This is a genomic window from Vibrio coralliilyticus, assembly GCF_024449095.1.
Lineage (GTDB): Bacteria > Pseudomonadota > Gammaproteobacteria > Enterobacterales > Vibrionaceae > Vibrio > Vibrio coralliilyticus_A.
The window spans coordinates 149061-170473 of the sequence record NZ_CP024628.1; the positions used below are offsets into that span (position 1 = coordinate 149061).

Annotated in this window: 18 protein-coding genes and 2 pseudogenes; 9 read left to right on the forward strand and 11 right to left on the reverse strand. The window is 49.3% G+C overall.

Annotated elements, in window-relative coordinates:
* Positions 1-159 precede the first annotated feature (159 nt).
* The 5 genes and pseudogenes from CTT30_RS16285 to CTT30_RS16305 all read left to right on the forward strand — a co-directional run.
* Entirely contained in the window at positions 160-1563 is a 1404-nt protein-coding gene (locus CTT30_RS16285) for a PTS fructose transporter subunit IIC (RefSeq protein WP_252037125.1), read from the forward strand.
* Positions 1564-1643: 80 nt separating this feature from the next.
* Positions 1644-4265, forward strand: coding sequence for a glycoside hydrolase family 38 N-terminal domain-containing protein (locus CTT30_RS16290; protein ID WP_252037126.1), 2622 nt, complete (start codon positions 1644-1646; stop codon positions 4263-4265).
* A gap of 15 nt (positions 4266-4280) precedes the next feature.
* Positions 4281-5972 (forward strand): alpha-amylase family glycosyl hydrolase, encoded by a 1692-nt coding sequence (locus CTT30_RS16295; RefSeq protein WP_252037127.1) that lies wholly within the window; start codon positions 4281-4283, stop codon positions 5970-5972.
* 10 nt (positions 5973-5982) lie between these two features.
* Complete coding sequence (locus tag CTT30_RS16300; protein ID WP_252037128.1) at positions 5983-6579, forward strand: fructose PTS transporter subunit IIA; 597 nt, start codon at positions 5983-5985, stop codon at positions 6577-6579.
* A 130-nt stretch (positions 6580-6709) separates the two neighbouring features.
* A pseudogene (locus CTT30_RS16305) lies at positions 6710-6880 on the forward strand (IS4 family transposase); the annotation flags it as partial.
* Positions 6881-7235: 355 nt separating this feature from the next.
* Here CTT30_RS16305 and CTT30_RS16310 read toward each other — a convergent pair.
* From CTT30_RS16310 to CTT30_RS16345, 8 genes are all read right to left on the reverse strand, one after another.
* On the reverse strand, positions 7236-7964 hold the full coding sequence (locus CTT30_RS16310) for an ester cyclase (protein WP_255906773.1): 729 nt from the start codon (positions 7962-7964) through the stop codon (positions 7236-7238).
* 23 nt (positions 7965-7987) lie between these two features.
* A complete protein-coding gene (locus tag CTT30_RS16315; protein ID WP_252037130.1) occupies positions 7988-8878 on the reverse strand; it encodes an EamA family transporter in 891 nt (296 codons plus the stop codon).
* A gap of 3 nt (positions 8879-8881) precedes the next feature.
* Positions 8882-9907 (reverse strand): porphobilinogen synthase, encoded by a 1026-nt coding sequence (gene hemB / locus CTT30_RS16320; RefSeq protein WP_353505753.1) that lies wholly within the window; start codon positions 9905-9907, stop codon positions 8882-8884.
* Positions 9908-9990: 83 nt separating this feature from the next.
* Complete coding sequence (gene pcaF, locus CTT30_RS16325) at positions 9991-11193, reverse strand: 3-oxoadipyl-CoA thiolase (protein WP_252037131.1); 1203 nt, start codon at positions 11191-11193, stop codon at positions 9991-9993.
* Positions 11186-11863 carry an alpha/beta hydrolase gene (locus CTT30_RS16330; protein WP_252037132.1) on the reverse strand — a complete coding sequence of 226 codons (678 nt, stop codon included), beginning with the start codon at positions 11861-11863 and terminating at the stop codon, positions 11186-11188. Before CTT30_RS16330 ends, pcaF begins: the two co-directional genes overlap by 8 nt.
* Positions 11864-11888: 25 nt before the next feature.
* The gene (locus CTT30_RS16335) at positions 11889-12752 is read right to left on the reverse strand and encodes a beta-keto acid cleavage family enzyme (protein ID WP_252037133.1); all 864 of its coding nucleotides are present in this window, start codon (positions 12750-12752) and stop codon (positions 11889-11891) included.
* 387 nt (positions 12753-13139) lie between these two features.
* The gene (locus CTT30_RS16340; protein WP_252046727.1) at positions 13140-13673 is read right to left on the reverse strand and encodes a MepB family protein; all 534 of its coding nucleotides are present in this window, start codon (positions 13671-13673) and stop codon (positions 13140-13142) included.
* Between the two features lie 193 nt (positions 13674-13866).
* The gene (locus tag CTT30_RS16345; RefSeq protein WP_252037135.1) at positions 13867-14802 is read right to left on the reverse strand and encodes a bile acid:sodium symporter family protein; all 936 of its coding nucleotides are present in this window, start codon (positions 14800-14802) and stop codon (positions 13867-13869) included.
* A gap of 415 nt (positions 14803-15217) precedes the next feature.
* On the opposite strand from CTT30_RS16345, the gene CTT30_RS23435 reads away from it, so the two are divergent.
* On the forward strand, positions 15218-15472 hold the full coding sequence (locus CTT30_RS23435) for a transposase domain-containing protein (RefSeq protein WP_252037136.1): 255 nt from the start codon (positions 15218-15220) through the stop codon (positions 15470-15472).
* Positions 15397-15835, forward strand: a pseudogene (locus CTT30_RS16350) (IS4 family transposase); the annotation flags it as partial. The gene CTT30_RS23435 and the pseudogene CTT30_RS16350, both read left to right, overlap by 76 nt.
* A 101-nt stretch (positions 15836-15936) precedes the next feature.
* Here CTT30_RS16350 and CTT30_RS16355 read toward each other — a convergent pair.
* Together CTT30_RS16355 and CTT30_RS16360 are read right to left on the reverse strand one after the other, a co-directional pair.
* Positions 15937-16491 (reverse strand): prepilin-type N-terminal cleavage/methylation domain-containing protein, encoded by a 555-nt coding sequence (locus CTT30_RS16355; protein WP_286037078.1) that lies wholly within the window; start codon positions 16489-16491, stop codon positions 15937-15939.
* A gap of 220 nt (positions 16492-16711) precedes the next feature.
* Positions 16712-17617 carry a LysR family transcriptional regulator gene (locus tag CTT30_RS16360; RefSeq protein WP_252037138.1) on the reverse strand — a complete coding sequence of 302 codons (906 nt, stop codon included), beginning with the start codon at positions 17615-17617 and terminating at the stop codon, positions 16712-16714.
* Positions 17618-17718: 101 nt separating this feature from the next.
* On the opposite strand from CTT30_RS16360, the gene accD reads away from it, so the two are divergent.
* Both accD and CTT30_RS16370 read left to right on the forward strand, forming a co-directional pair.
* Positions 17719-18594, forward strand: coding sequence for an acetyl-CoA carboxylase, carboxyltransferase subunit beta (gene accD / locus CTT30_RS16365; protein WP_252037139.1), 876 nt, complete (start codon positions 17719-17721; stop codon positions 18592-18594).
* A 129-nt stretch (positions 18595-18723) separates the two neighbouring features.
* Positions 18724-19455 carry a siderophore ferric iron reductase gene (locus CTT30_RS16370; RefSeq protein ID WP_252037140.1) on the forward strand — a complete coding sequence of 244 codons (732 nt, stop codon included), beginning with the start codon at positions 18724-18726 and terminating at the stop codon, positions 19453-19455.
* 185 nt (positions 19456-19640) lie between these two features.
* On the opposite strand, the gene CTT30_RS16375 is transcribed toward CTT30_RS16370, so the two are convergent.
* Positions 19641-21233: a BCCT family transporter gene (locus tag CTT30_RS16375; RefSeq protein ID WP_239863572.1), complete on the reverse strand. Its 1593-nt coding sequence runs from the start codon at positions 21231-21233 to the stop codon at positions 19641-19643.
* Between the last annotated feature and the right edge of the window lie 180 nt (positions 21234-21413).

A 21413-nucleotide genomic window follows, 5' to 3' on the forward strand; every position in this document is an offset into this window, starting at 1 on the left:
TAGTAATGAAATTGTCATTATTAGGCGCTAACTGGCAAATATTTTCCTTGATTGCTATCACAAAAGTATCGTCATACGTGGGTTGTATCAGGAAACTGTACCTTGGTACGTGGACGCTAAATATACTTGGCGGAGTTGATAAGAATACGGTGAACAACCATGAGTAAGAAAAAACTCGTTGCAGTGACCGCTTGCCCTACCGGCATTGCACACACATTTATGGCAGCGAAAAAAATTCAGGCATGGGCTGAGAAGCAGGGCTACGAAGTCAAAGTGGAAACCCAGGGCAGTGATGGTGTTAAGAACAAGCTGACGGCGCATGACATTGCGACAGCAGACGGCGTTGTTCTGGCTGTCGATGTACCCATCATGGACATGGAACGTTTTGATAATGCCAACCCGCTGAAAGTTCGTACTCAAGAATTGATTAAGCGCGTAGATGAACTCCTGCCAACCGTCTTCCTACGCGGTAAAGAGAAGTCTGACGCAGATATCGAAGTAGCAGAAGAAAAACGCTCCGCGTATCAGGTGGCGATCGGCCACATCATGACGGGCATCAGCTACATGTTGCCAGTGGTGGTACTTGGCGGCCTGTTAATGGCAGTCGCGAAGATCACGGGTGAGTTTGTCGATATCTCCGGCACGCCAATCGAAACGCTCGATAAGCTTGGTTTTATGACCATCAAGTTTATGTACCCAATCTTTGCTGCGTATCTGGCGTATTCGATTGCGGGTAAACCAGCTCTTATTCCAGCCTTTATCGGCGGCATCATGAGTGATGAGGTCTACAAGCGCTTCTTTGATCTTGAAGGCTGGGCCCCATCGGGCTTCTTTGGCGCGATTGCGATTGGTTTCCTTGTCGGTTATCTGGTTCGTTACCTCAATGATGTGATCAAGGTGAAGTCAGAGCTGACCACGCTCAAGACCATGCTGTTGGTTCCAGCCGTCACAGGTGTCGTGATGGTGCTGACCATGGAATACGTGATCAACCCATTCTTTGGCGCTTTGAACATTGCGATGATTGAACTGTTCACTCAGGCAGGTGATGCAGGTCGCGGTATCTATTCAATGGTGATTGCTGCGGGTACTGCGTTTGACCTTGGTGGTCCGATCAACAAAGCGGCTGGCTCGGTGGCACTTGGTCTGAATGGCATGGGCGAAGGCTTTGACTTGATTGCTCGTGAGTTGGGTATCGTTATTCCGCCGATTGGTGTTGGTCTGGCAGCGATTCTTGATGGCAAGTTCCGCAAACGTGTCTTTACCTCCGAAGAGCAGACGGTGGGTAAAACCTCACTGATGCTAGGTATGATCGGTATTTCAGAAGGCGCAATCCCATTCATTCTGAAGAATCCGAAGATGATTCCAATCATGATTCTGGGTTCTATTATCGGCACACAGCTCGCGGTTGTACTCGATGTATGGCAAAGCCTGCCATTACCAGCTGTATGGGGTTGGTTCCTATCTTCAGACCCAATCAGCTACACCATTTCCGTCTTCGCTGGCTCACTATTTATCGGAGTAGCACTACTGCTGTGTACCAAGCCGCAAAGCGCTAACGCCTAACACGTCACTTACCAGAGGCTCTGCTCTGCAAAATTGAGCCTCTGGTAACAAGAATCAGAATTTAGATTAGAGAAACGCCCATGACTAAAGTACATGTCATTCCACATACTCACTGGGATCGTGAGTGGTATTTTACTCAGCAAGACAGTGACGTTTTAGCGACTTACAACTTCACCAAAGTGATTGAAACTTTGGAAAGTCAGGCGGATTACAGATGCTATCACCTTGATGGTCAGTCTGCGATTGTTGAAGATTATCTGAAGGTTCTGCCGCATATGCGTGAGCGTATGGCACAGCTGGTGGCAGACAAAAAGCTCTTCATTGGCCCTTGGTACACCCAGACCGATACCTACAACGTAGCGGGTGAGTCCATCATCCGTAACCTGAAATACGGCATGCACATCGCAGAAGAGTTGGGCCACAGCATGAAAGTCGGCTACCTGCCTGACACATTTGGTCATAACGCGCAAATGCCAACGCTATTCCGCGGTATGGGTATCGACAACATCGTCTTCTGGCGCGGTATTGATTATGACCAACATGTCAGCAAATCCCATTTCATGTGGCAATCTCACGGTGGCGATGAGATATACGCTTACAACCTAGTTCATGGTTACGGTGCAGCGAAGAACATCGTGCCGGATGCTGAGCATCTGGATAAGAAAATCTTCCCAATGATTGAGAAGATCAAGTCGTTGTCAGGCCTTGATGAAGTATTGATTCCATCGGGTGGCGACCAAGTCAATATCGACCCGAATTTGCCAGCCACGTTAGCGGCAGCGTCTGAGCGTTCTCCATCTGGCGATGTGTATTCTATCTCTTCGATGGAAAACTTCGTCGATTTCCTACGCCGCAATAGTGAAGGGTTTGAGACTTACTATGGTGAGTTCAAAACACCGCGCTACACACGTATTCACAAGACCATAGGTTCTGTGCGTTACGACATCAAAAAGCTTAACTTTGAGATCGAGCAGTTCTTGCTCAAGAAGCTGGAAGTGGTGATTGCTATCGCTAAAGCACAGGGCATGACGGTGCACACTGAGCTGGTGGACTTGGCATGGAAGAAGATCCTTGAGTGTCACGCGCACGATAGCATGGGTGGTTGTAATAGCGATGCGACCAACGCTGATATCATGCACCGTCTTAAGCAGGCGGAAGAAATCTGTCATGGCTTGTACAACTTGGTGGTCAAAGAAATTGCCACCAATGCCTGTGATGATTCGGAAGTGATGATCTTCAACGGTCAGACGACGCCATTTAGCGGCATTACCCGTGTTGTTGCGTTTTCCAAGTATGAATCCATCGCGCTAAGTGATGGCGAGAAAATCCTTAGCAGTGAAGTAGTCACTCGTGAAACACTGGATGGTGGTAAGGTCATCGAAGTGACTAAGGATGGCGAAAAAGAAGTGCCTGTTCCTCCTTACTACCGATTTGAGCTCAATGTTGATGTGGCAGATCTACCAGCAATGGGTTATCAGGTATTTCAGGTAGTGGAAACAGATTGCGATACCCAAGTGCAGGTATCTTCTGTAACTCAGATTGAAAATAGCCAACTGGCGCTTTGGTTAGAGAATGGTCAGCTTAAGCTTAAAGATAAACGTTCAGAGCGTATTATTGAGCAGCTTATCCGCTTTGAAGAGCAGGCCGATGACGGAGATTCTTATGACTTCTCACCACTGGAAGGCGATACGCCACTGTACACTAGTGAACTAAGCTGGGTTGAATCTCATGTGGGCGAAAGCCAGCAGTCGATGATCCTGAAAGCAAGTCTTGAGCTTCCGGAAAACCTAGAAGCTCGCCAGAACGGTGAAAAATCTGTTCTAGCGGAATTTATCGTTCGCTTGACGCTTACTCAAGGTAAACAATCGCTGGAAGTAGAGATCGATACGCTTAATCAGGTTGATGATCACCGTGTGCGCGTTTTGATTAATTCAGATGTTCAGATCGATACATCCATCAGCACTCAGCCATTTGCGTTGATGACTCGTCCGGTGGCACCAAATGTTGATGGCTGGCGTGACAGCTTCCGCGAATGTCCGGTAGATATTGAAACCACCGATGGCGCGGTTGCTGTAGCGGCAGAGGATCGAGCCCTGATTATTAATGGTCGTGGTTTGAAAGAGTTCCAGATCCTGAAAGGTGATACCAGTGACTTGATTGCTCTGACCTTGTTTAAGGCAACAGGCAAGCTCGGTAAAGATGACCTGTTATGGCGACCTGGTCGCGCCTCTGGCATCAACAACACCGTGGTGTACACGCCAGATGCTCAGTTGCAAAAATCCATGCAGTTCAGCTTTGCTATTGCTTTGGCAGACAACGCTGAGCATCAGACAATCCGAGAGCTGGAAAGTGAATATCTTGATAGCCCATTCAGCTACCAGAAACAGTCGCTTAACAGCTTTGAGAATCGTCTCGAACGTTTTCAGGTTCGATTTGACAGCCGTGAAGCCGAGAAAAAGTTCAGCCTGTTTGAACTGAACCAGCCGTTGGTTTTATCCAGCGTTGGCCATTCATTCTATCAAGACAATGCGGTCATTGTGCGCCTATTTAATGCGACGGACAGTGAACAGCAACTCGATGTCACCGCGTTCGCTCATTTCGCTGATGTTGAGCGTGTCAATCACCGAGAGCAGAGTGTCGAGCAGAATTGGATAGTCAAACCAAACAATGCCATTGACTTGCGGGTTAGTTTCAAGATTTAACAGGTTGGAATCACAATGAAAGAGAAGATTTTTAATAAAGTTGCCAAGCTGTACGATGAAGAGCTGGCACCATCACTGACACAGGACATTTTGGCACTGGTTGATAAGTGGCGTGGTCACGCGCCGTCTTATCAGGACTGGGTCGACGAGTCGACGGCGTACCTGATCACTTACGGTGACAGTATTCGCCGTGAAGGAGAGCCGACGCTCAATACCATGAAGTACTTTGCTGATAAGTATCTGCGTGGCGCGATCAGCAATATTCATATTCTACCTATGTTCCCATACACTTCGGATGACGGCTTCAGCGTAGTGGATTACCGCAAGGTTGACCCGAACTTGGGTGACTGGAAAGAGCTGAATGAGCTGGCGGAACATTTTGACTTGATGTACGACTGCGTGATTAACCACATCTCTAAGAGCAGTGACTGGTTCCAGCGCTATCTCGCGGGCGATGAGGCTTATCAGGATTATTTTGTAGAGTCTGATCCGAGCCTTGATTATTCGAGCGTTACGCGTCCCCGCGCACTACCGCTCCTGACGCCGTTTACCAAGGCTTCGGGTGAGACGACACATGTCTGGACAACCTTCTCAGACGATCAGATCGACATTAACTTTAAAAGCCCGAAAGTGCTGTTGGAAAGCATCGATATTTTGCTGATGTATGCAGCGAACGGTGGTCGTTCTATTCGTCTTGATGCCATCGGCTTTATCTGGAAAGTGCTTAATACAACTTGTATTCATCTTGAGGAAGCCCATGAAATCATCAAGCTATGGCGTATCGTTCTCGATGACGTTATGCCGGGCTCTTTGTTGATTACAGAAACCAATGTGCCGCATAAAGAGAATATCTCTTACTTTGGTCAGGGTGATGAAGCTCATATAGTTTACCAGTTCCCACTGCCACCTTTAACGCTGCATGCTTTCCTAAGCCAGAACAGCAGTGTGTTGACCGAATGGGCGAAGGGACTAACAAGCGAAGCCATGGCATCGTTGCGAGCTGGAAGCAAAACGACTTACTTTAACTTCCTTGCCAGCCATGATGGTATTGGTGTACGTCCGACGGAAGGTATTCTTAGCGACGACGATCGCCACATGATGTGTCAGCAGGTTGAGCGTAAGGGTGGTCGAGTCAACTACAAGAACAATGGGGATGGTACTCAGTCACCGTACGAGCTCAACATTAACTATTTGAGTGCCATTACTGAGCCTGAAGATGACACACAGACGAAAGCGGCGAAGTTTCTCGCAGCGCAGTCAATTTTGCTCTCTTTTATTGGTGTGCCTGCGGTCTACTACCACAGCTTCCTTGGCAGTGAGAACGATGTGGCCGGAATGGAAGAGTCTGGCATCAATCGTCGTATCAACCGCAAAAAGTTCTCGGTCGAATCGCTCGAAGCCGAGTTGGCTGAGCAAGGTTCACTGCGCAATAGCGTCTACAGTGAAATGGTACGCTTGCTCAACGTACGCCAGCAGCAATCTGCTTTCTCACCAAGTTCATCTCAGCAGGTATTAGAGCTGGGTGATGGCCTGTTTGGCTTACAGCGTGGTGAAGGTGACAAGGCGATCCGCTTCGTCGTCAACTTGTCTCAGCAGACGCAATCCGTCACGTTGGATGCTGGTGGTAAGGATCTGGTCAGCGACCAGAGCTTTGATAAACAGTTTACTCTTAATCCGTATCAATTTGTCTGGCTGACAGAGCAATAGGAGCCACACTATGAAACTTGCGAACCTCACCTCTGAAAATCTGATCATGCTTGATGCGACGTTTGATGATCGAATCGCTGCTATTCATGCTCTGACAGACAAAATCGAGCAAGAAGGAAAACTGACGGATAAGAGTCAGTTTCTAGAAGCGGTATTGAAGCGTGAAGACGAGGGACCGACAGCACTGGGTGAATATCTTGCCGTGCCGCATGGTAAATCTGCTGCGGTCACGGAACCTGTATTTGCCTGTGCATTCGTTAAAGATGAAATGATGTGGAAAGGTCTGGATGGCGATGAGCCTGTGACCATGATCTTTTTGCTCGCCATTCCGCCAGCGGAAGCTGGCTCAACACATATGGAAGTGCTGACTACACTCACTTCCTCTCTAGTGGATGACGATTTCCGTGACCAGTTGGTGGCAGCGAAATCGAGTAAAGAAGTCATGCAGCTGTTTGGCGCTGAAGAAGACGTGTCAACAGAAGCAGCCCCTGAACCGGAAGTAGAAGAAGAGCAACCCGAAATGGCAAAGGATATCAGTCGTCATGCGTATCCATTTGTCTTGGGTGCGGGTGTTCTGATTTCTGCTTTCTTGTTCTTATTGCTTTAAGACGATAAGTCTTAGGGATTTTTCTCTCTGTTTTGCCCGGCATGACCGCAATGTAGATCAGATAAGGATCGGTTGACCGATCCTTCTGATGAGAGACAATCGGAAACCTGTTTATAGGTTTCCGATTTTTATGTCTATTCAAAACTTCTTTGCCGACTTCCTCGAAGAAAACCCTGTTGATGTCGCCCAACTCACCACCTTTTCTGAACACATTCCCGATAAGTGGGTAGCCAAAGCCGCTGTGCTCTCAGATAAAGCAACGATTCGTCGACGTCGATCACCCAGTGATATGGTCCTTTATCACCTTCGGTATGCCAGCCAAAATCGCTCCACTGAATCCAAGCGGTTATGGGCGCTGCTGCTGGTACTGTGTTTGTATGGCACGCTGCAATTGCTCCAGCCGCTCTACCTCTTCGCGTGGTTCGCCTGCCTCGGGCTCGCGCTATGCTTGGGTGAACCATCCCAAGAGGTGAAGGGTCTGAATCCTTGGTGGCAGGTGATGATCTCGGTCGCGATCCTCGTGGGGATGCTTTGGATGGCCGTCGGGGCGCCGAAAGTGAGTCGAAAGAAAGGCACAGTAGGCGTACCCTGATCCCAATGAGGGACCGAAGAAAAATGTTCGTATGTCCCTTTAGCACCGCTGACGACTAAGGGCGCTAAACACCTTGCTTGAGGTAGAGCCCCATTCTGATCAGCAGCTCTATCGTGTTGTTGTCACAGATGTAGGCCATGAACATTTTTTTGTTGCTGACGTTGAGCAACTCGAAGGCGCGCTTGAGGTGGGTTTGCACGGAACTGTCTTTGATTCTCAGCGTCGAGGCCACTTCTTTGACAGACAAACTCAGGGTCGAGAGCGACAAGCATTCGACTTGGCGGCGAGTTAAAAAAGGGGAAAGTAATTGCGGGATGATTGCATACAATTCTTCCGATGCGCCGCTGGGCTTAATTGGTTCAGAGCTCGATGCATCGCGGCCTATGAGCTGGCTGAGTAGGCCTTGTGTGTCCACTATAGAAGCATAGTGACTGACTTTATCGTTGACGAAAGTCAATTGGGATTGGCCTTGATAAATGACATCTTTGCCTGTTGCGGACACCCCTAAAAACTCCCCCAGATGTGTGCCTTTAGCGCTCCATTCTATCACGATGTTGTTATGCCGAGTGGCCACCCGGTTTTCCTTGTATTCAAGCGTGGGAAAGGCGCGCTGCCACACTCTGAGCGTCTCACAAAACGAATCGGAGCCGACCGACAGTTGCAGCGGACTTTCGATCACGGTGTGGGAGGTCATCACATCGGTCACGGCCGCTGTGACTTTATCATTCCAAATGCGATTCATGAACTGACGTGCGGTCTGAACGCACGGTTGACGATGAGTGAAGATACGCACCTTCCTTTTTTGTACGCGTCGGCTTACGCTTTTCTCAGACGTAGAGCGAGCGTGGTGAACTTGGTGGCAGGCAAACTGCCAATCAACAGCCCTAAGGCAATCAGAGCACAGCTTACCACTTTTTGGGTGGTAATCCCTTCATGAAACCAAACACTTGAGCCCAACAAGGCAAAAATGGGGACCAGAAGTGTAAACGGCGCAACGTGTGACAAATGGTAAGACATCACCAACTTATTCCAGATCCAGTAGCCAAATAAGGTGGTGAAATACGCCTGATACACAATGGAAAAGGCCCCTGACAGTGTCATGTGCCCTATCAAGGCGTCAAACCCCTGAGCGCCGACCTGAAGATAGGAGAGGAGACACAGCGGCAGGGGCGCAAACAGCATCGACCATACACTGAAGGCGAATACCTGTTTCGTTTGGGATCGCTTAAGTATCACCCCAGACAGCGACCAACATAAGGCCGCCACCAGGATCAGTCCCACCCCCGAAGCGGTGACAGAGCCGTCAGTGACCGTCAGACTGAGCGTCAAGCCACATAAGGCGATTGCGGCACCGAGTGAGCGTCGAGGGCTTACCGACTCTTTGAGTAACCACCAGCCCAGCCCCAAGCCGAACACCACGTTGGTTTGGATCAGTAAGGCTGCCATACCTGGGGATAAGCCCTCACCAATGGCCCAAGTGGACAGCCCCCAAACCCCCACTGCAACCGTCAGGCCATACGCCGCGAGGTATCCCCAGTGGACGTCAGGCTTCTTGACAAAAAAGACCGCCGGGATCGCTGCCAACGCAAAGCGCAATGCGGTCAGCAACATGGGATCCAGCGCTTCCAACCCCAGTTTGACGACAGAAAAATTCACTCCCCAGATCGCCATGATGAGCACACATAAGGTGTAATCTTTTAAGCTCATGCTTTACTCCACGATTGGCATGGTATCGGGGGCGGCTTGCTGCCAGATCGCGAACTGTTTAGCAAAGTAGGTGACGATGAGATCCGCGCCAGCTCGTTTAAAACCGGTAAGGGTTTCTAATACGGCTTCCTGCTCATTGACGATCCCCATTTGCGCCGAGCATTTAATGGCCGCGTATTCTCCACTGACCTGATAGACCGCCAGAGGAAGCCGTGTTTGAGTACGCAACTGAGCTAAGACGTCAAGGTAAGGCGTTCCGGGTTTGACCATCAGGATGTCGGCGCCTTCTTGCTCATCGAGTAAGGCTTCGCTGAGGGCTTGACGCCCGTTGGCGTAGTCAAGTTGATACGTGCGCCTATCGCCCTCAAGCTCACACTCTACCGCTTGGCGAAATGGGCCGTAAAACGCTGAGGCAAATTTGGCGCTGTGCGCGAGGATCGCCACCTTAGTAAACCCAGCGTCATCCAACCCTTGGCGGATCGCTCCGACCTGACCATCCATCATGGAGGAGGGGGCGAGCATATCGGCCCCAGCCTCGGCGGCATTAATGCACTGTTTGACTAAGTTCGTCACCGTTTGGTCATTGTCCACGTCATGCTCGGAGAGGGCCCCACAATGGCCGTGTGTAGTGTACTCACAGAAACAGATATCAGGGATCACCATCATGTGTGGGCATGTTGATTTAATCGTGCGAATCATGCGACTGAGCAAACCGTCTTGATGCCACGTATCACTGCCGATGTCGTCTTTGTTGTGGCTTACCCCAAATGGCATGACGGCGCGGATCCCCAACGCATTCAGTGTACGGATTTCATCGGTCAGTTGAAACTCCGGGATCCGCGTCAACCCGGGCAAGCCAGCGATGGGCACCGGTGATGCGAGGGCCTCTTCCACAAAGAGTGGATAGATTAAATCGTGCAACTGCACGTCATGCTCACGAACCATAGTGCGCATGATGGGGGTGGTGCGTAAACGGCGAAGACGTTGGGTGATCCCCAGTTGTGGGGAAGGAATAGAGGAAGATTCCACAGAGGTGACTCCTAAGTGTGGGGGTAATGAAAAAAGGCGACGAAAGGCGATGAGGCGAGACGTCGCCTGAAGAAGAGCATGAGTCAGACGCGCTCGATGATCATGGCCATGCCTTGGCCAACGCCAACGCACAGGCTACACAAGGCATACCTTCCCTGTTGTAAGGTCAACTGATTCATCGCGGTTCCGATCACTCGGGTCCCGCTCATGCCTAGAGGATGCCCGAGTGCAATTGCGCCACCATTGGGATTAAGGCGCGGGTCGTCGGGGACAATGCCTAAGTGGTTGACCACGGAGAGCACTTGAGAGGCGAAGGCTTCATTGAGCTCAATCACGTCCATCTGATCCAGTGACAGTCGAGTCAGTTCCAGCACCTTTTTTATCGCGGGTGTGGGACCAAACCCCATGAGGCTGGGCTCAACGCCCGCGCAGGCTGTCGCGACGATGCGCGCTTTCGGCACCAGTTGGTGATCGCCCAATGCCGACTCTGATGCTAATAACAGTGCCGCTGCCCCGTCGTTAATGCCCGATGCGTTTCCCGCTGTGACCGTACCTTGCGCTTGTACCACGGGCTTCAATTTGGCCAAGGTTTCGAGACTTGATAGCCTAGGATGTTCGTCAGTGTCGACCACCAACGGGTCCTGACGCCGACGCGCCACCTCGACTGGAACGATTTCATGGCGGAAAAAGCCGCGCTCTTGCGCCGCCACGTATTTGGTCTGGCTCCTGTGGGCAAACACATCCTGATCGTGTCGGCTGATACCAAATTTGACCGCGAGGTTTTCTGCCGTTTCAGGCATTGAACAGGCCCCGTATTGCGACTCCAGCCTCGCGTTGATAAACCTCCAGCCCATAGTGGTGTCATAGAGTTCCGTATTGCGAGCAAACGGAGCGTCGGGTTTGCCCATCACGTAAGGCGCCCGTGACATCGACTCGACGCCTCCTGCAATGATCAGGTTGGCTTCGCCCGCTTTGATGGTACGAGCGGCAATGGACACGGCTTCCATGCCAGAGGCACACAGCCGGTTGACGGTGGAGCCCGGTACGTCAGTATCCAGTCCGGCGAGCAGCAAACTCATCCGTGCCACGTTGCGGTTGTCTTCGCCCGCTTGATTGGCACAACCTAAAATGACATCGTCGACGCGACGCCAATCGACCGTGGTATGACGCTCTGTCAGGGCTTTTAACGGTATCGCTGCCAGATCATCCGCTCGGATCGAAGATAGGGCGCCAGCATATCGGCCAATGGGGGTTCTGACGAAGTCACACAGATAGGCGTTAGACATGGGCGGCCTCCTCATGCGTAGGCGCGTAGCAAGCGGCTAACAAGGTTCTGGCCTGTTCGATTTCCGATTGACTCACGTGATGCTCGCGCTCGGCAGCAATCTCAAGATGGACGTGTGCCCCGAGCTGGTCAAAGTAGGCGGCCGTTTGCGTGATGCGCTTGGCGGGCACCCAGGTATCAGTGTGACTTCCTGATAGCCACAAAGGCATGCCTTCAAACACCGCTTTTTGAACGGGGGCCACTGGGCACTGAGGACCGAACAGGCCGCCGGTGAACACAATGACACCGCCCAGTGGTTGCAATGCGCGTCGGACGAACTCGGCGGCCATACACCCACCTTGAGAGAAGCCCATGAGCCAGATCCGCTGGCGGTCGACCCCTTGTGAGAGGAGGGCTTGAAGGATCTGGTCGATGACTTTCAGCCCCTGATCTAACTGGGGCTGGTTGTCGTCCAGCTCGCGAGTGAATCCACGTGGATACCAGGTTGCCTCTGGGGCTCTTGGCAGGCAGTAGGTGGCATCTGGGATAGCCAGTTTGTCAATCAAGCTCGCCATGTCGTCGGCGGTTTGTCGGCGACCATGTAAAAGGATCACTACAGGATTGTCGTCACCCAGCGGTGCGCCTTTCATGCTCATTGTATATGGGTGAATGTCAGTTTGAAGAGGTAACACAGTCGTTATTCCTTGTCTTGAGGGGTTATATTGTCGCCGCTGCGATAGGGTTGGCTTGGGGGGGGGGACGGCTGAGGCCTAACAGGGCTCTGGCTTCGTTCACGGTGGCTACGTCTCTGCCCAGCTCATGAGACAGTCGGACGACACGATCGACTAACTGGGCATTGCTGGTGGCGAGCTCACCTTTTCGGTAATAGATGTTGTCCTCGAGTCCGGTGCGCACATGACCCCCGAGTAAAATCGAGTAAGTGTTGAGCGGCAATTGCGCCTGACCGATGCCGATGGCTGACCACAAACTGTTGGCGGGCAGACTGTCCACTAGGTGCAGCAGATCTTTACAGGTTGGGCGGACCCCACCGTGAATGCCCATCGCAAAGGCAAACACCAGCCTTTCACCAAGGTAGCCTTGTTGCTGGAGCGTGACGGCTTCGTGAATGACACCGGAATGGTAGATCTCTATTTCCGGCATGACCTGATTGGCTTTAAGTGCCTGTGCAAGTTTTTTGGCGAGCGCGGGGCTGTTGATGAAAGGCTTATCACCGTGATTGACCGAGCCACAGTTGAAAGAGGCGATCTCTGGACGGTACTCGAGGTGGTTCCAAGCCTCCTCTTCCGGGCTATTTTTTGGCAGGTTTAGGCCCGAAGTGCTGAGGTTAAGAAGGATGTCGGAACGTTCGCGGATTCGCTCTATGATCTCGCGCCACACAGCTTGGTCGTAGGAGGGCCGACCAGCGTCATCCCGAGCGTGAATGTGGGCGACGCTAGCACCAGCTTGGCTGCACTGGATGACGGCGTCAGCAATCTCTTTCGGTGTGTGTGGTATTGCCGGTTGCTTACTTCTTGGGGTGATCCCGCCGTTGACGGCGGCGGTGATAATTAATTTGTCCATAGGTTTCAATTGTTTATATTATTCAATCACCTTCATAATAAATGTATAAAATTAAAGTAATGTCCCCAAAAAATGGTGACGCAGAAGGGTTTATTGAATGAAAGCGGCAAGGCGCGGCGATTCGAAGCGTCTGAGGCAGGGGAAGCGCAAAATGTTACGAGGAGAATGAAGACAATCCGTGTATGAGCGACGAAGCGGGCACAAGCGAGCCTTTTACGTCCGTGTTAATTGGAAGGGCAACAAGGTCATCAATAACTCGAGGGCTAATGTCGAGGATATGATTGTTCTGGATGAGCCATTCATGGATGGCCTCAGGTATGGCAAGGGAGCGAGCGCGGCGATACCTATGCGCTCACCAACAGCCCTGAGTGAAAGATACTTGGCACCCTAGTTTAAAGGCGCGCCAAAGAGACGGGCAAATTTTTCGAAATCGGTGATCACATTTTCTTCCATCCAGACAAAGTACTCACATTGCCAACGCTGTGTTCGCTTGGCCGACTCAGAAAACACTTGAGACTTCTCCACACCCCGACTCGAAGTCCAGGGAGGGAAGACTCGCACGGCCATTTTCCCTTTCGCTTTCTCTGACCTGACCACCCCTTTCTTTAGCAGCACCGATAAGGGAAAGATAAACATCCCTTGTTTGGAGGTTTGGTGATCATGGACCTCCACAAACAGGTAATCCAAATCCGGTTTCTCAAAAGGCCTCGTCTTTTTCGGCTCGGGACCCTCCCCATGAGAGCGCTTCCAGATGGTGAGGAAATGCCCCGGCCTATCGGGCGTAACGTGGCCCTTTCTATACAGGATTTGTTGGCCATCAATGGAGAACGCGAGCGCTTCATACTGACGATTCTGAGGGTAAGGGTCTAAGACGATGGGGTGGGTTAACGTGTAGCCATTCGCTAAGATGTTGTGACGCAAAAACCAATCCAACGCCTGGACATACGAATTCTGTGACAAAAGTATTTCCCCTGGAAACACGCCCGTAGCGCACATTCATGATCAAAGGCGTGCAGGGCAAAGTGAATGGTAGAGCGCCCGCGAAAAGCGTGAGTGGGGCGCTCAGTATGGTGACGTGACGGTCAACGCATTGACCTAACCTCTTTTTGCGTGTCTATGACACGGAGAGATCGCGCGATCGCTTGCGTTTATCTCGTGACCAATAATGCGCAAGTATTGAACCTGACAAGTTATGCCAGATAGAAAAGAGCGCAGCAGGCAGTGCCGAGATGGGGGAGAAAAATTTGAGCGCTAATGCCGTGGCCAATCCAGAATTTTGTAAGCCAACCTCGATCGCAATCGTCTTACAGGTCACATAGTCAAACTTGAGCGCTCTGCAAACCCAGTAACCCAAAACAAGCCCCATGGCATTGTGCAAAATGACCGCCAGCGCGATCCCCAATCCGACGATGGCAATCTTATCATGGTTAAGGGCCACGATAATGGCGATGGCCATGACAATCGAGAGCATCGAGACAAGCGGCAACACAGGGGCTATTGTCATCACTGGACGACGAAAGAAGTGGTTGAGGGCGATCCCAATGGTGATCGGGATAATGACGATTTTCACCAGATTGAGCACCATTGGTCCAACGGGGACGTCGACGTTCACGCCCAGAAGGGCATCGACTAAAAATGGGGTCATCACCACGCCTATCAAGGTGGAAAAAGCGGTCATGGTGATGGATAAGGCGACATTGCCGTTGGCGAGATAACAGATCACATTTGAGGCGGTGCCTCCTGCGACACTGCCTACCAGCACCATACCAATGGTGAGCGCCATATCCATATCAAAGGCGTGAGCAACAAACAGAGCACTCAGTGGCATGACGGAGAACTGAAGAATGAGCCCGGCCGTCACCGCCTTCACACTGGATGTGACACGTTTAAAATCATCGAGCGTTAGCGTTAAGCCCATGGACAGCATGATGAGCATCAGCAAGGGAACGATTTGGGGTTTGAGTGGTGTAAATATCGCAGGTTGCAGGTAAGCGACAACGGAACCCAATACCACCCAGAGTGGAAACGCATTGATTATTATTCTAAGCATAAGTGATTCAATCTTTTCAACTTTTGGCTCTCAATAGTACATCGATTGTGTGCACTAACTAAACAATAATTCACCCTTTAGTATGCTGGGCTTCTTGCTTGATACCCGTGTAGCAAATTGGCTCATTGTCGAAAAGGCTGAAAGTTAGGCACCAACAACACGGCGATGGGATCGGATCATTGTAGCAGGGAAACAGAGATGTTGATTACGCTTGATATTCGCTCATCGTTTCAACTAAGTTATCCAATGAAAATCCACGACATTCAATGTCATACCCCTTTAGATTTAACTTTTTCAACAGGTGATGGGATTTCCTATTAATTTGGCCTCACTGTATCTTTACTTCGGCAATGAGTATTGTCTTATCTAAATCATTAGAAAGCTTGAAGTTATCCTCGTTCAACGACCAGCCGAGATGGGAAAATTGCGTCATAATGGGTCCGTTGTGTCCAAAGCCGCTGTGCTCTCAGATAAAGCAACGATTCGTCGACGTCGATTACTCGGTGACTTGGTCCTTTGGCTCATCGTTGGAATGGCATTCTTCCGCAACGGACCTATCGCTGAAGTTGCAAGACGAATGAACGTCTGTGCTGAGGGAAGGCCAAAACCGTGTTTACCTCGCTGCCTCGCGACCAGGTATCTGAGCTATACCATGAGAGGTGGGAGATAGAGCTTGGTTATAGAGACATAAAAAGCTCAATAACACAACGCTTTAGTGCTGAGAAGTAAGACCGTAGACCTTGTTGACCAAGAACTATGGGGGCCGTTACTTGGGTATAATTTGGTAAGAAGAGAGGCCAGTCAAGCTGCTGTTGAACACGGTCGTTCGCCGAATGAAATCAGCTTCAAATACGTTTGTCAGTTCATAGCCAGTCAGTTGAAAGTAATGAGCAAAGAAATATGACCAGAGAATACACCTAAGCGCCTGAAGAGCTTATGTGGTGACTTACCTGTCTTTTTTATAGACAAACGCCCTAAGCCAAATCGGCCTAGGGCGGTAAAAATATCAAAGACCCGCTATCCGGTTAATCGCACGCAGCAGCGCTTAAGTGAACTACGTTGCGGCATGACCGGGCTTTTTTGTGCTGAAAGTAAGCAAAACGGATTTGCTTGGCAGAGAGGACGAACTTTGATTTAACAGTTGGTATTTTCAACCCGTACGGTACAGACACAGCCCTCAGCTGGACAAGTGCTAGAAGACCTTCCTCCAAAGGAATCATAGATGACATAGCAACCCGGCGGCAGAGTGGTGATGTTGCTACTGTTAAGTTCAGTCTCAGAAAAAGAGTGTTCAAAACCAATCACAGTATGCCGATTACCGATGGCTGTTGTGAGGTCATCGCTTGTGCCAAGAGTTATAAAATCAAGCATGGTCAATGCGTCACCTGATTCCCCTTCACTTTCAGGGCACAGTGCTCCCCAATCGACCTCAACGGTACCGATACCAAAATCCAACACATAATCCTGTTGATTTCCCGGATTAGACGTACTTGGTGTTAATCCGTTAATGTAGGCTTTCGCACTAACCTGATTAATCACGCCTTCCATTGCGTTGGCAATACCTTCCAATGTGGCTTCACGAGCAGAGGATTGAAGGTTAAGAAATCTAGGCGCTGCCACGACAGCAAGAATACCTAAAATAACCACGACAACGACCAACTCGATTAATGTAAAACCAGTTTTTTTCATCAAACTCTACTACGTTTATTTGCTACCACATGGCAGGGTTACCTGCATGCAAATGTTTATAAAGAAGGGGGCAATTATGACTATAAATAATTGATTACAACAGAGCCTAATCCCTAATTACATTACTAAGATTAATAATTGAAAACCAAAAAAGCCACTGAAATATTGAGATATTTATTAGGAATACACAATCCACAGGTGAAATGCTCTTATGCCTTATTTAGATAGAAGTTTCTTCTCTTGACTGATTTTTCAGATGTTGAATAAACATCGGGATCTTTTTGGCTAAATGTTTTCTAGACGCGTAAAAAGCATACAAAACCAAGTCTGCAGGCTGATGCTCCATGTCTATCATGGCCAGCTCACCAGTCGCTAACTCATGTCGACAACTCTCAATTGGCAATAGGGCTGCGCCGAGTCCAGCTAATGCTGCTGTTTTGGCGAGATAGCCACTGTTGACCTTGAAGGTGGAACTGACCTTTTGAGTCACTAACTCGCCCTCAGCGCTTCTAAACACCCATGGGCTGCCATTTAAAATTGTGTAACTGGTGATGCAGGGAATATAGTTGAGGTCGGTAATTTGATACGGAGTTGGGTGGGTTTGTAGCCATTTGGGAGAGGCAACAACAGCACTGGGCCATCGCATGATCTCTTTAGCTACCCAGTTGTAGTCATCGAGTTTGCCACGGTGAAAACTGATAACAATATCAAACCCATCTAATGGATCGTCCTTTGGATTAATGCTTGTGTCACAGCATAATGAAATTGAAGGGTGCTCCAGACAGAATGAAACGACCGCTTGGGCTAAGACGGGTGAGTCTGGCATCAGCACTTTTAGCTGTCCTTTAACTTCATGAGAGTGCTGGGTCACTTCTTCGAGGGCGTCATTGAGTTTGTCTAAAAGAGATTGAGTTCTGACGTAAAGGTGCTCCCCTGCATCTGTTGGGTTGATTCTGCGTGTTGTCCGGTCAAACAGTCGAACATCAAGGCGCTCCTCCAGTAAAGCGATATGGCGACTGACATTGGAGGTTGGTAGATCGAGAAATTCTGCCGCTCTTTTGAAACTGTTGTTTTCGTAAACACAGTGAAAACTTTTGAGCCATTGTTGGTCAATTCTATCTAACATATTTATCCCAAAATATTGGATTATAAAACCCATTTTACCCACTTTATTACCAATAACTGGCTTATACAATGTTGGCTCTGCAAGTTATTGAAAGGGCTCTCATGGATTGGTTAGAAAACCTCTTTAATAGAAAAAACAAAATCAGTGCTCGTAAAGCATCGATCCCAGAAGGCATCTGGACCAAATGCTCTTCTTGTGAGCAAATCCTCTATCGTTTGGCGTTAGAAGAGAACCTAGAGGTTTGCCCAAAGTGCGATCATCATATGAGAATGAAGGCGCGTCACCGATTAGACAGCTTCTTGGATAAGGAGAATCGAGAGGAAATTGCCAGTGATCTTATGCCGAAAGATTTACTCAATTTCAAAGATCTGAAGCTATATAAAGATCGTATCTCGCTTGCTCAAAAGACGACAGGCGAAACCGATGCTTTGGTGGCCATGAAGGGGGCTCTGTGCGGGATGCCAGTCGTCGCATGCGCATTCGAGTTTGCTTTCATGGCGGGCTCTATGGGGGCTGTGGTCGGCGCTCGATTTGTGAAAGCGGTTGAAGTAGCGATTGAGGGTAATTGTGGATTAGTGTGCTTTTCTGCTTGTGGTGGTGCCCGTATGCAAGAATCACTCATGTCTTTAATGCAAATGTCCAAGGCCAGTGCAGCGCTCAACCAATTGTCCCGTTGTGGGTTACCTTATGTTTCGGTGCTGACTGACCAGACATTTGGCGGCGTGTCCGCTAGCTTAGCCATGCTTGGAGATATTAATATTGGTGAACCTAGAGCGATTATTGGTTTTGCTGGTCGCCGAGTTATAGAGCAGACCGTGCGTGAACAACTGCCTGAGAACTTCCAGCGTAGCGAGTTTCTGTTAGAACACGGAGCCATCGATATGATTATTGATCGGCGTGAGATGCGACAGCGTGTCAGTGGATTAATCGCGAAAATGACCAATACGACACTGCTTGATGATGCTAATGCGGTCTAGTTTGCCCGGCAAAGCACTCTTCAAAGCAAGGCTAGTTGCTTATTTTTCAAAGTAATAAGAATCAATTGCATTAACCTCATGTTATCACTATCCTAACAAGTTGATTTTGATTCTATAAATATCGCCACTATGAGCTCAGACGCTTTCTTCGATCACCTATTCGAATACGCGCAACAAGTAACGCCTTATCTGGCTGGTGTGATTGCACCGATCCCCGAAGATGCGCCTCAGCAAGACATCATCCACGTCGATCATCCGTGCAGTGAAAATATCCAGGATTTGTATGAACGCCTTAAGGCGGCTCATCCTGAAGCTGGCTCTGCCTATTGGCTAACCCGAACGTGGGATCTGATTTGTTGGCAACCAGTTTACCTTTCATTCATCTCGATCTATGCGTTGCATGGTTTGCCTGATCTCACTCGTATTGGACAAAAAGTGCAGTCGGAGTTTGTAGCAGGCTTTCAATTCGAATCTACAGAGCATGTTCATGGCACAGAGGCGGAGTTAGTAGCAAAAGCTGGTATTCAACTGCAGACCTTGTTTGCTTTTTTCCGCGAAGAAATGAGCCAGTGGACGCGGATTCGTCCGGGCTTTACCAACCACTTGTTCGCTGATGGTGTGCTGGGTTGTCTGGTCAAGCTGAGTAAGTTTGCCCCTGATATTCCGAATGACTATTTGCTTGAACAGGCTTCACTTTGGTTGGATGCGTGTGGGTTGCCAGCTAAATTGGCTAAAACACTGACCGTGGATGAACAAAGTGAAGAGTTGAAACTGGTGCGTACCAGTTGTTGTTTGGTATACAAGTGTCACGGACGTAAACTCTGCGAGGATTGTCCGCGACATCCAGAAAATAAAGCCTAGGTCTGCGTTCCTAACGTTCCGGCGCTAGGTTGTTTCAGCGCGATGGTGAGGATGATCGCGGAAAGGCCAATACAACTGAGTAAAGCCCCTTTTGTCGTTTTCTTGTTATAAAAAAATCCCCACTAACAAAGTTAGTGGGGATTCAAGATTGTTTAAGTGACTTAAACGAGTGGTATCGGTATCACTTAAGCGTAGCTGAGCTTGTGATGTTGCAGCTCGGTGCGCATGCCCATCAACAGACTGACACACATGGTCAGCAGAATCACAGTAAATGGTAAGCCAGTTGAGATGGTTCCTGCTTGCAGCGCTTGAATGGCTTCTGTGCCACCAATCCAAAGCAACATTGCCGCTATAGCGCCTTCTACTGATGCCCAGAAAATGCGTTGTGGAATCGGTGCATCCACTTTTCCGCCTGAAGTTATGCTGTCGACAACCAGTGAAGCAGAGTCAGATGAGGTGATAAAGAACACCATGATTAATATAATAGAAATTACAGAAAGCACTGTCCCCATCGGCATAGCGTCAAAGGCATAGAACAGTGACAAAGTAATATCTGTAAGGCCATTTTGACCTAACTCACCAACCTGATTGATGACCTGTTCGATTGCGATTCCCCCAAAGGCTGACATCCAGACAAGAGTGATAGCGGTTGGTATCAGAATCACGGCCGTCAGGAATTCTCTTACTGTTCGGCCTTTGGAAATACGAGCAATAAACATACCGACACATGGTGACCATGATACCCACCAAGCCCAGTAGAAGACGGTCCAGCCATGCATCCAAGCTTCGTCTTCGCGACCATATGGGTTACTCAGTGGCAGCATATTTTCAACGTAACCGGCGATGGTAGTTGGAATAGTGCCGAGTGCCGTTGCAAAACCAGCAATGATAACGAACATTAGCAGCGCAAAAGCCACAAGTAAGTTGGTGTTACTCAGTACTTTGACCCCGCCATCAATGCCGCGAATAACGGAGATAATGGCTAGGCTGGTAACAAAAGCGATCACACCAAGTTGAAGGCCGAGTCCACTCTCGATACCAAAAACATGGCTGATACCACTGGCGGCTTGTTGAGCGCCAAGCCCAAGTGAGGTCGCGAGACCAAACAAGGTAGCGAGAACTGCAAGCACATCAATGATGTGACCAAACCAGCCCCAAGTACGGTCGCCCAAAATAGGATAAAAAACTGAACGGATCGATAAAGGTAGGCCTTTATTGAAGGCAAAGAAGGCCATTGCCAGAGCTACGACTGCGTAAATTGCCCAAGGGTGAAGACCCCAGTGGAACATGGTTGCACCGAGTGCCACTTTAGCTGCTTCTTCAGTGTATGGCTCGACACCCAGCGGAGTTTCAAACCAACCAGTGAAGTAAGCAACAGGTTCTGCAACGCCCCAGAACATTAAGCCGATACCCATACCCGCAGCGAACAGCATGGCAATCCACGAAAGGTTGGAATGCTCAGGTTTGGCATCGACACCACCAATGCGAATTTTGCCATAAGGTGATAAAACTAGGCCAATACAGAAAATTAGGAATACATTTCCAGACCACATAAACAGCGTGTCAAAAGACTCGATGATTTGCAGCTTTACGCCATCAATAGTGGATTTTGCAACGGTGGGATCGGCGATAAGAAGGGCGACAAGAAAGACAATGATCAGGCCCGCGCTGGCTCCAAAAACAGGGTTATGTACGTCAAACCCCCATTTCTGAACGTTGTCTTGACCGACGGTATAATCGGTATTTTCAATACTATATCTATCCTTAGTACTACTCATTAATCCTCACTAATTATTTAGAGCTCGAAGTAAAATTCGTGCAGAGGTTACCAGAATACTTGGTAAAACTAAAGAAAATCAGGTTTATTAAAAATAGTTAAGTAAATAGTGGAGGAGGTATTTAGTAGAGGTCTAACTAAATATAGGGTAAGCCATATGATGTTGTTTCTTGCCGTAATG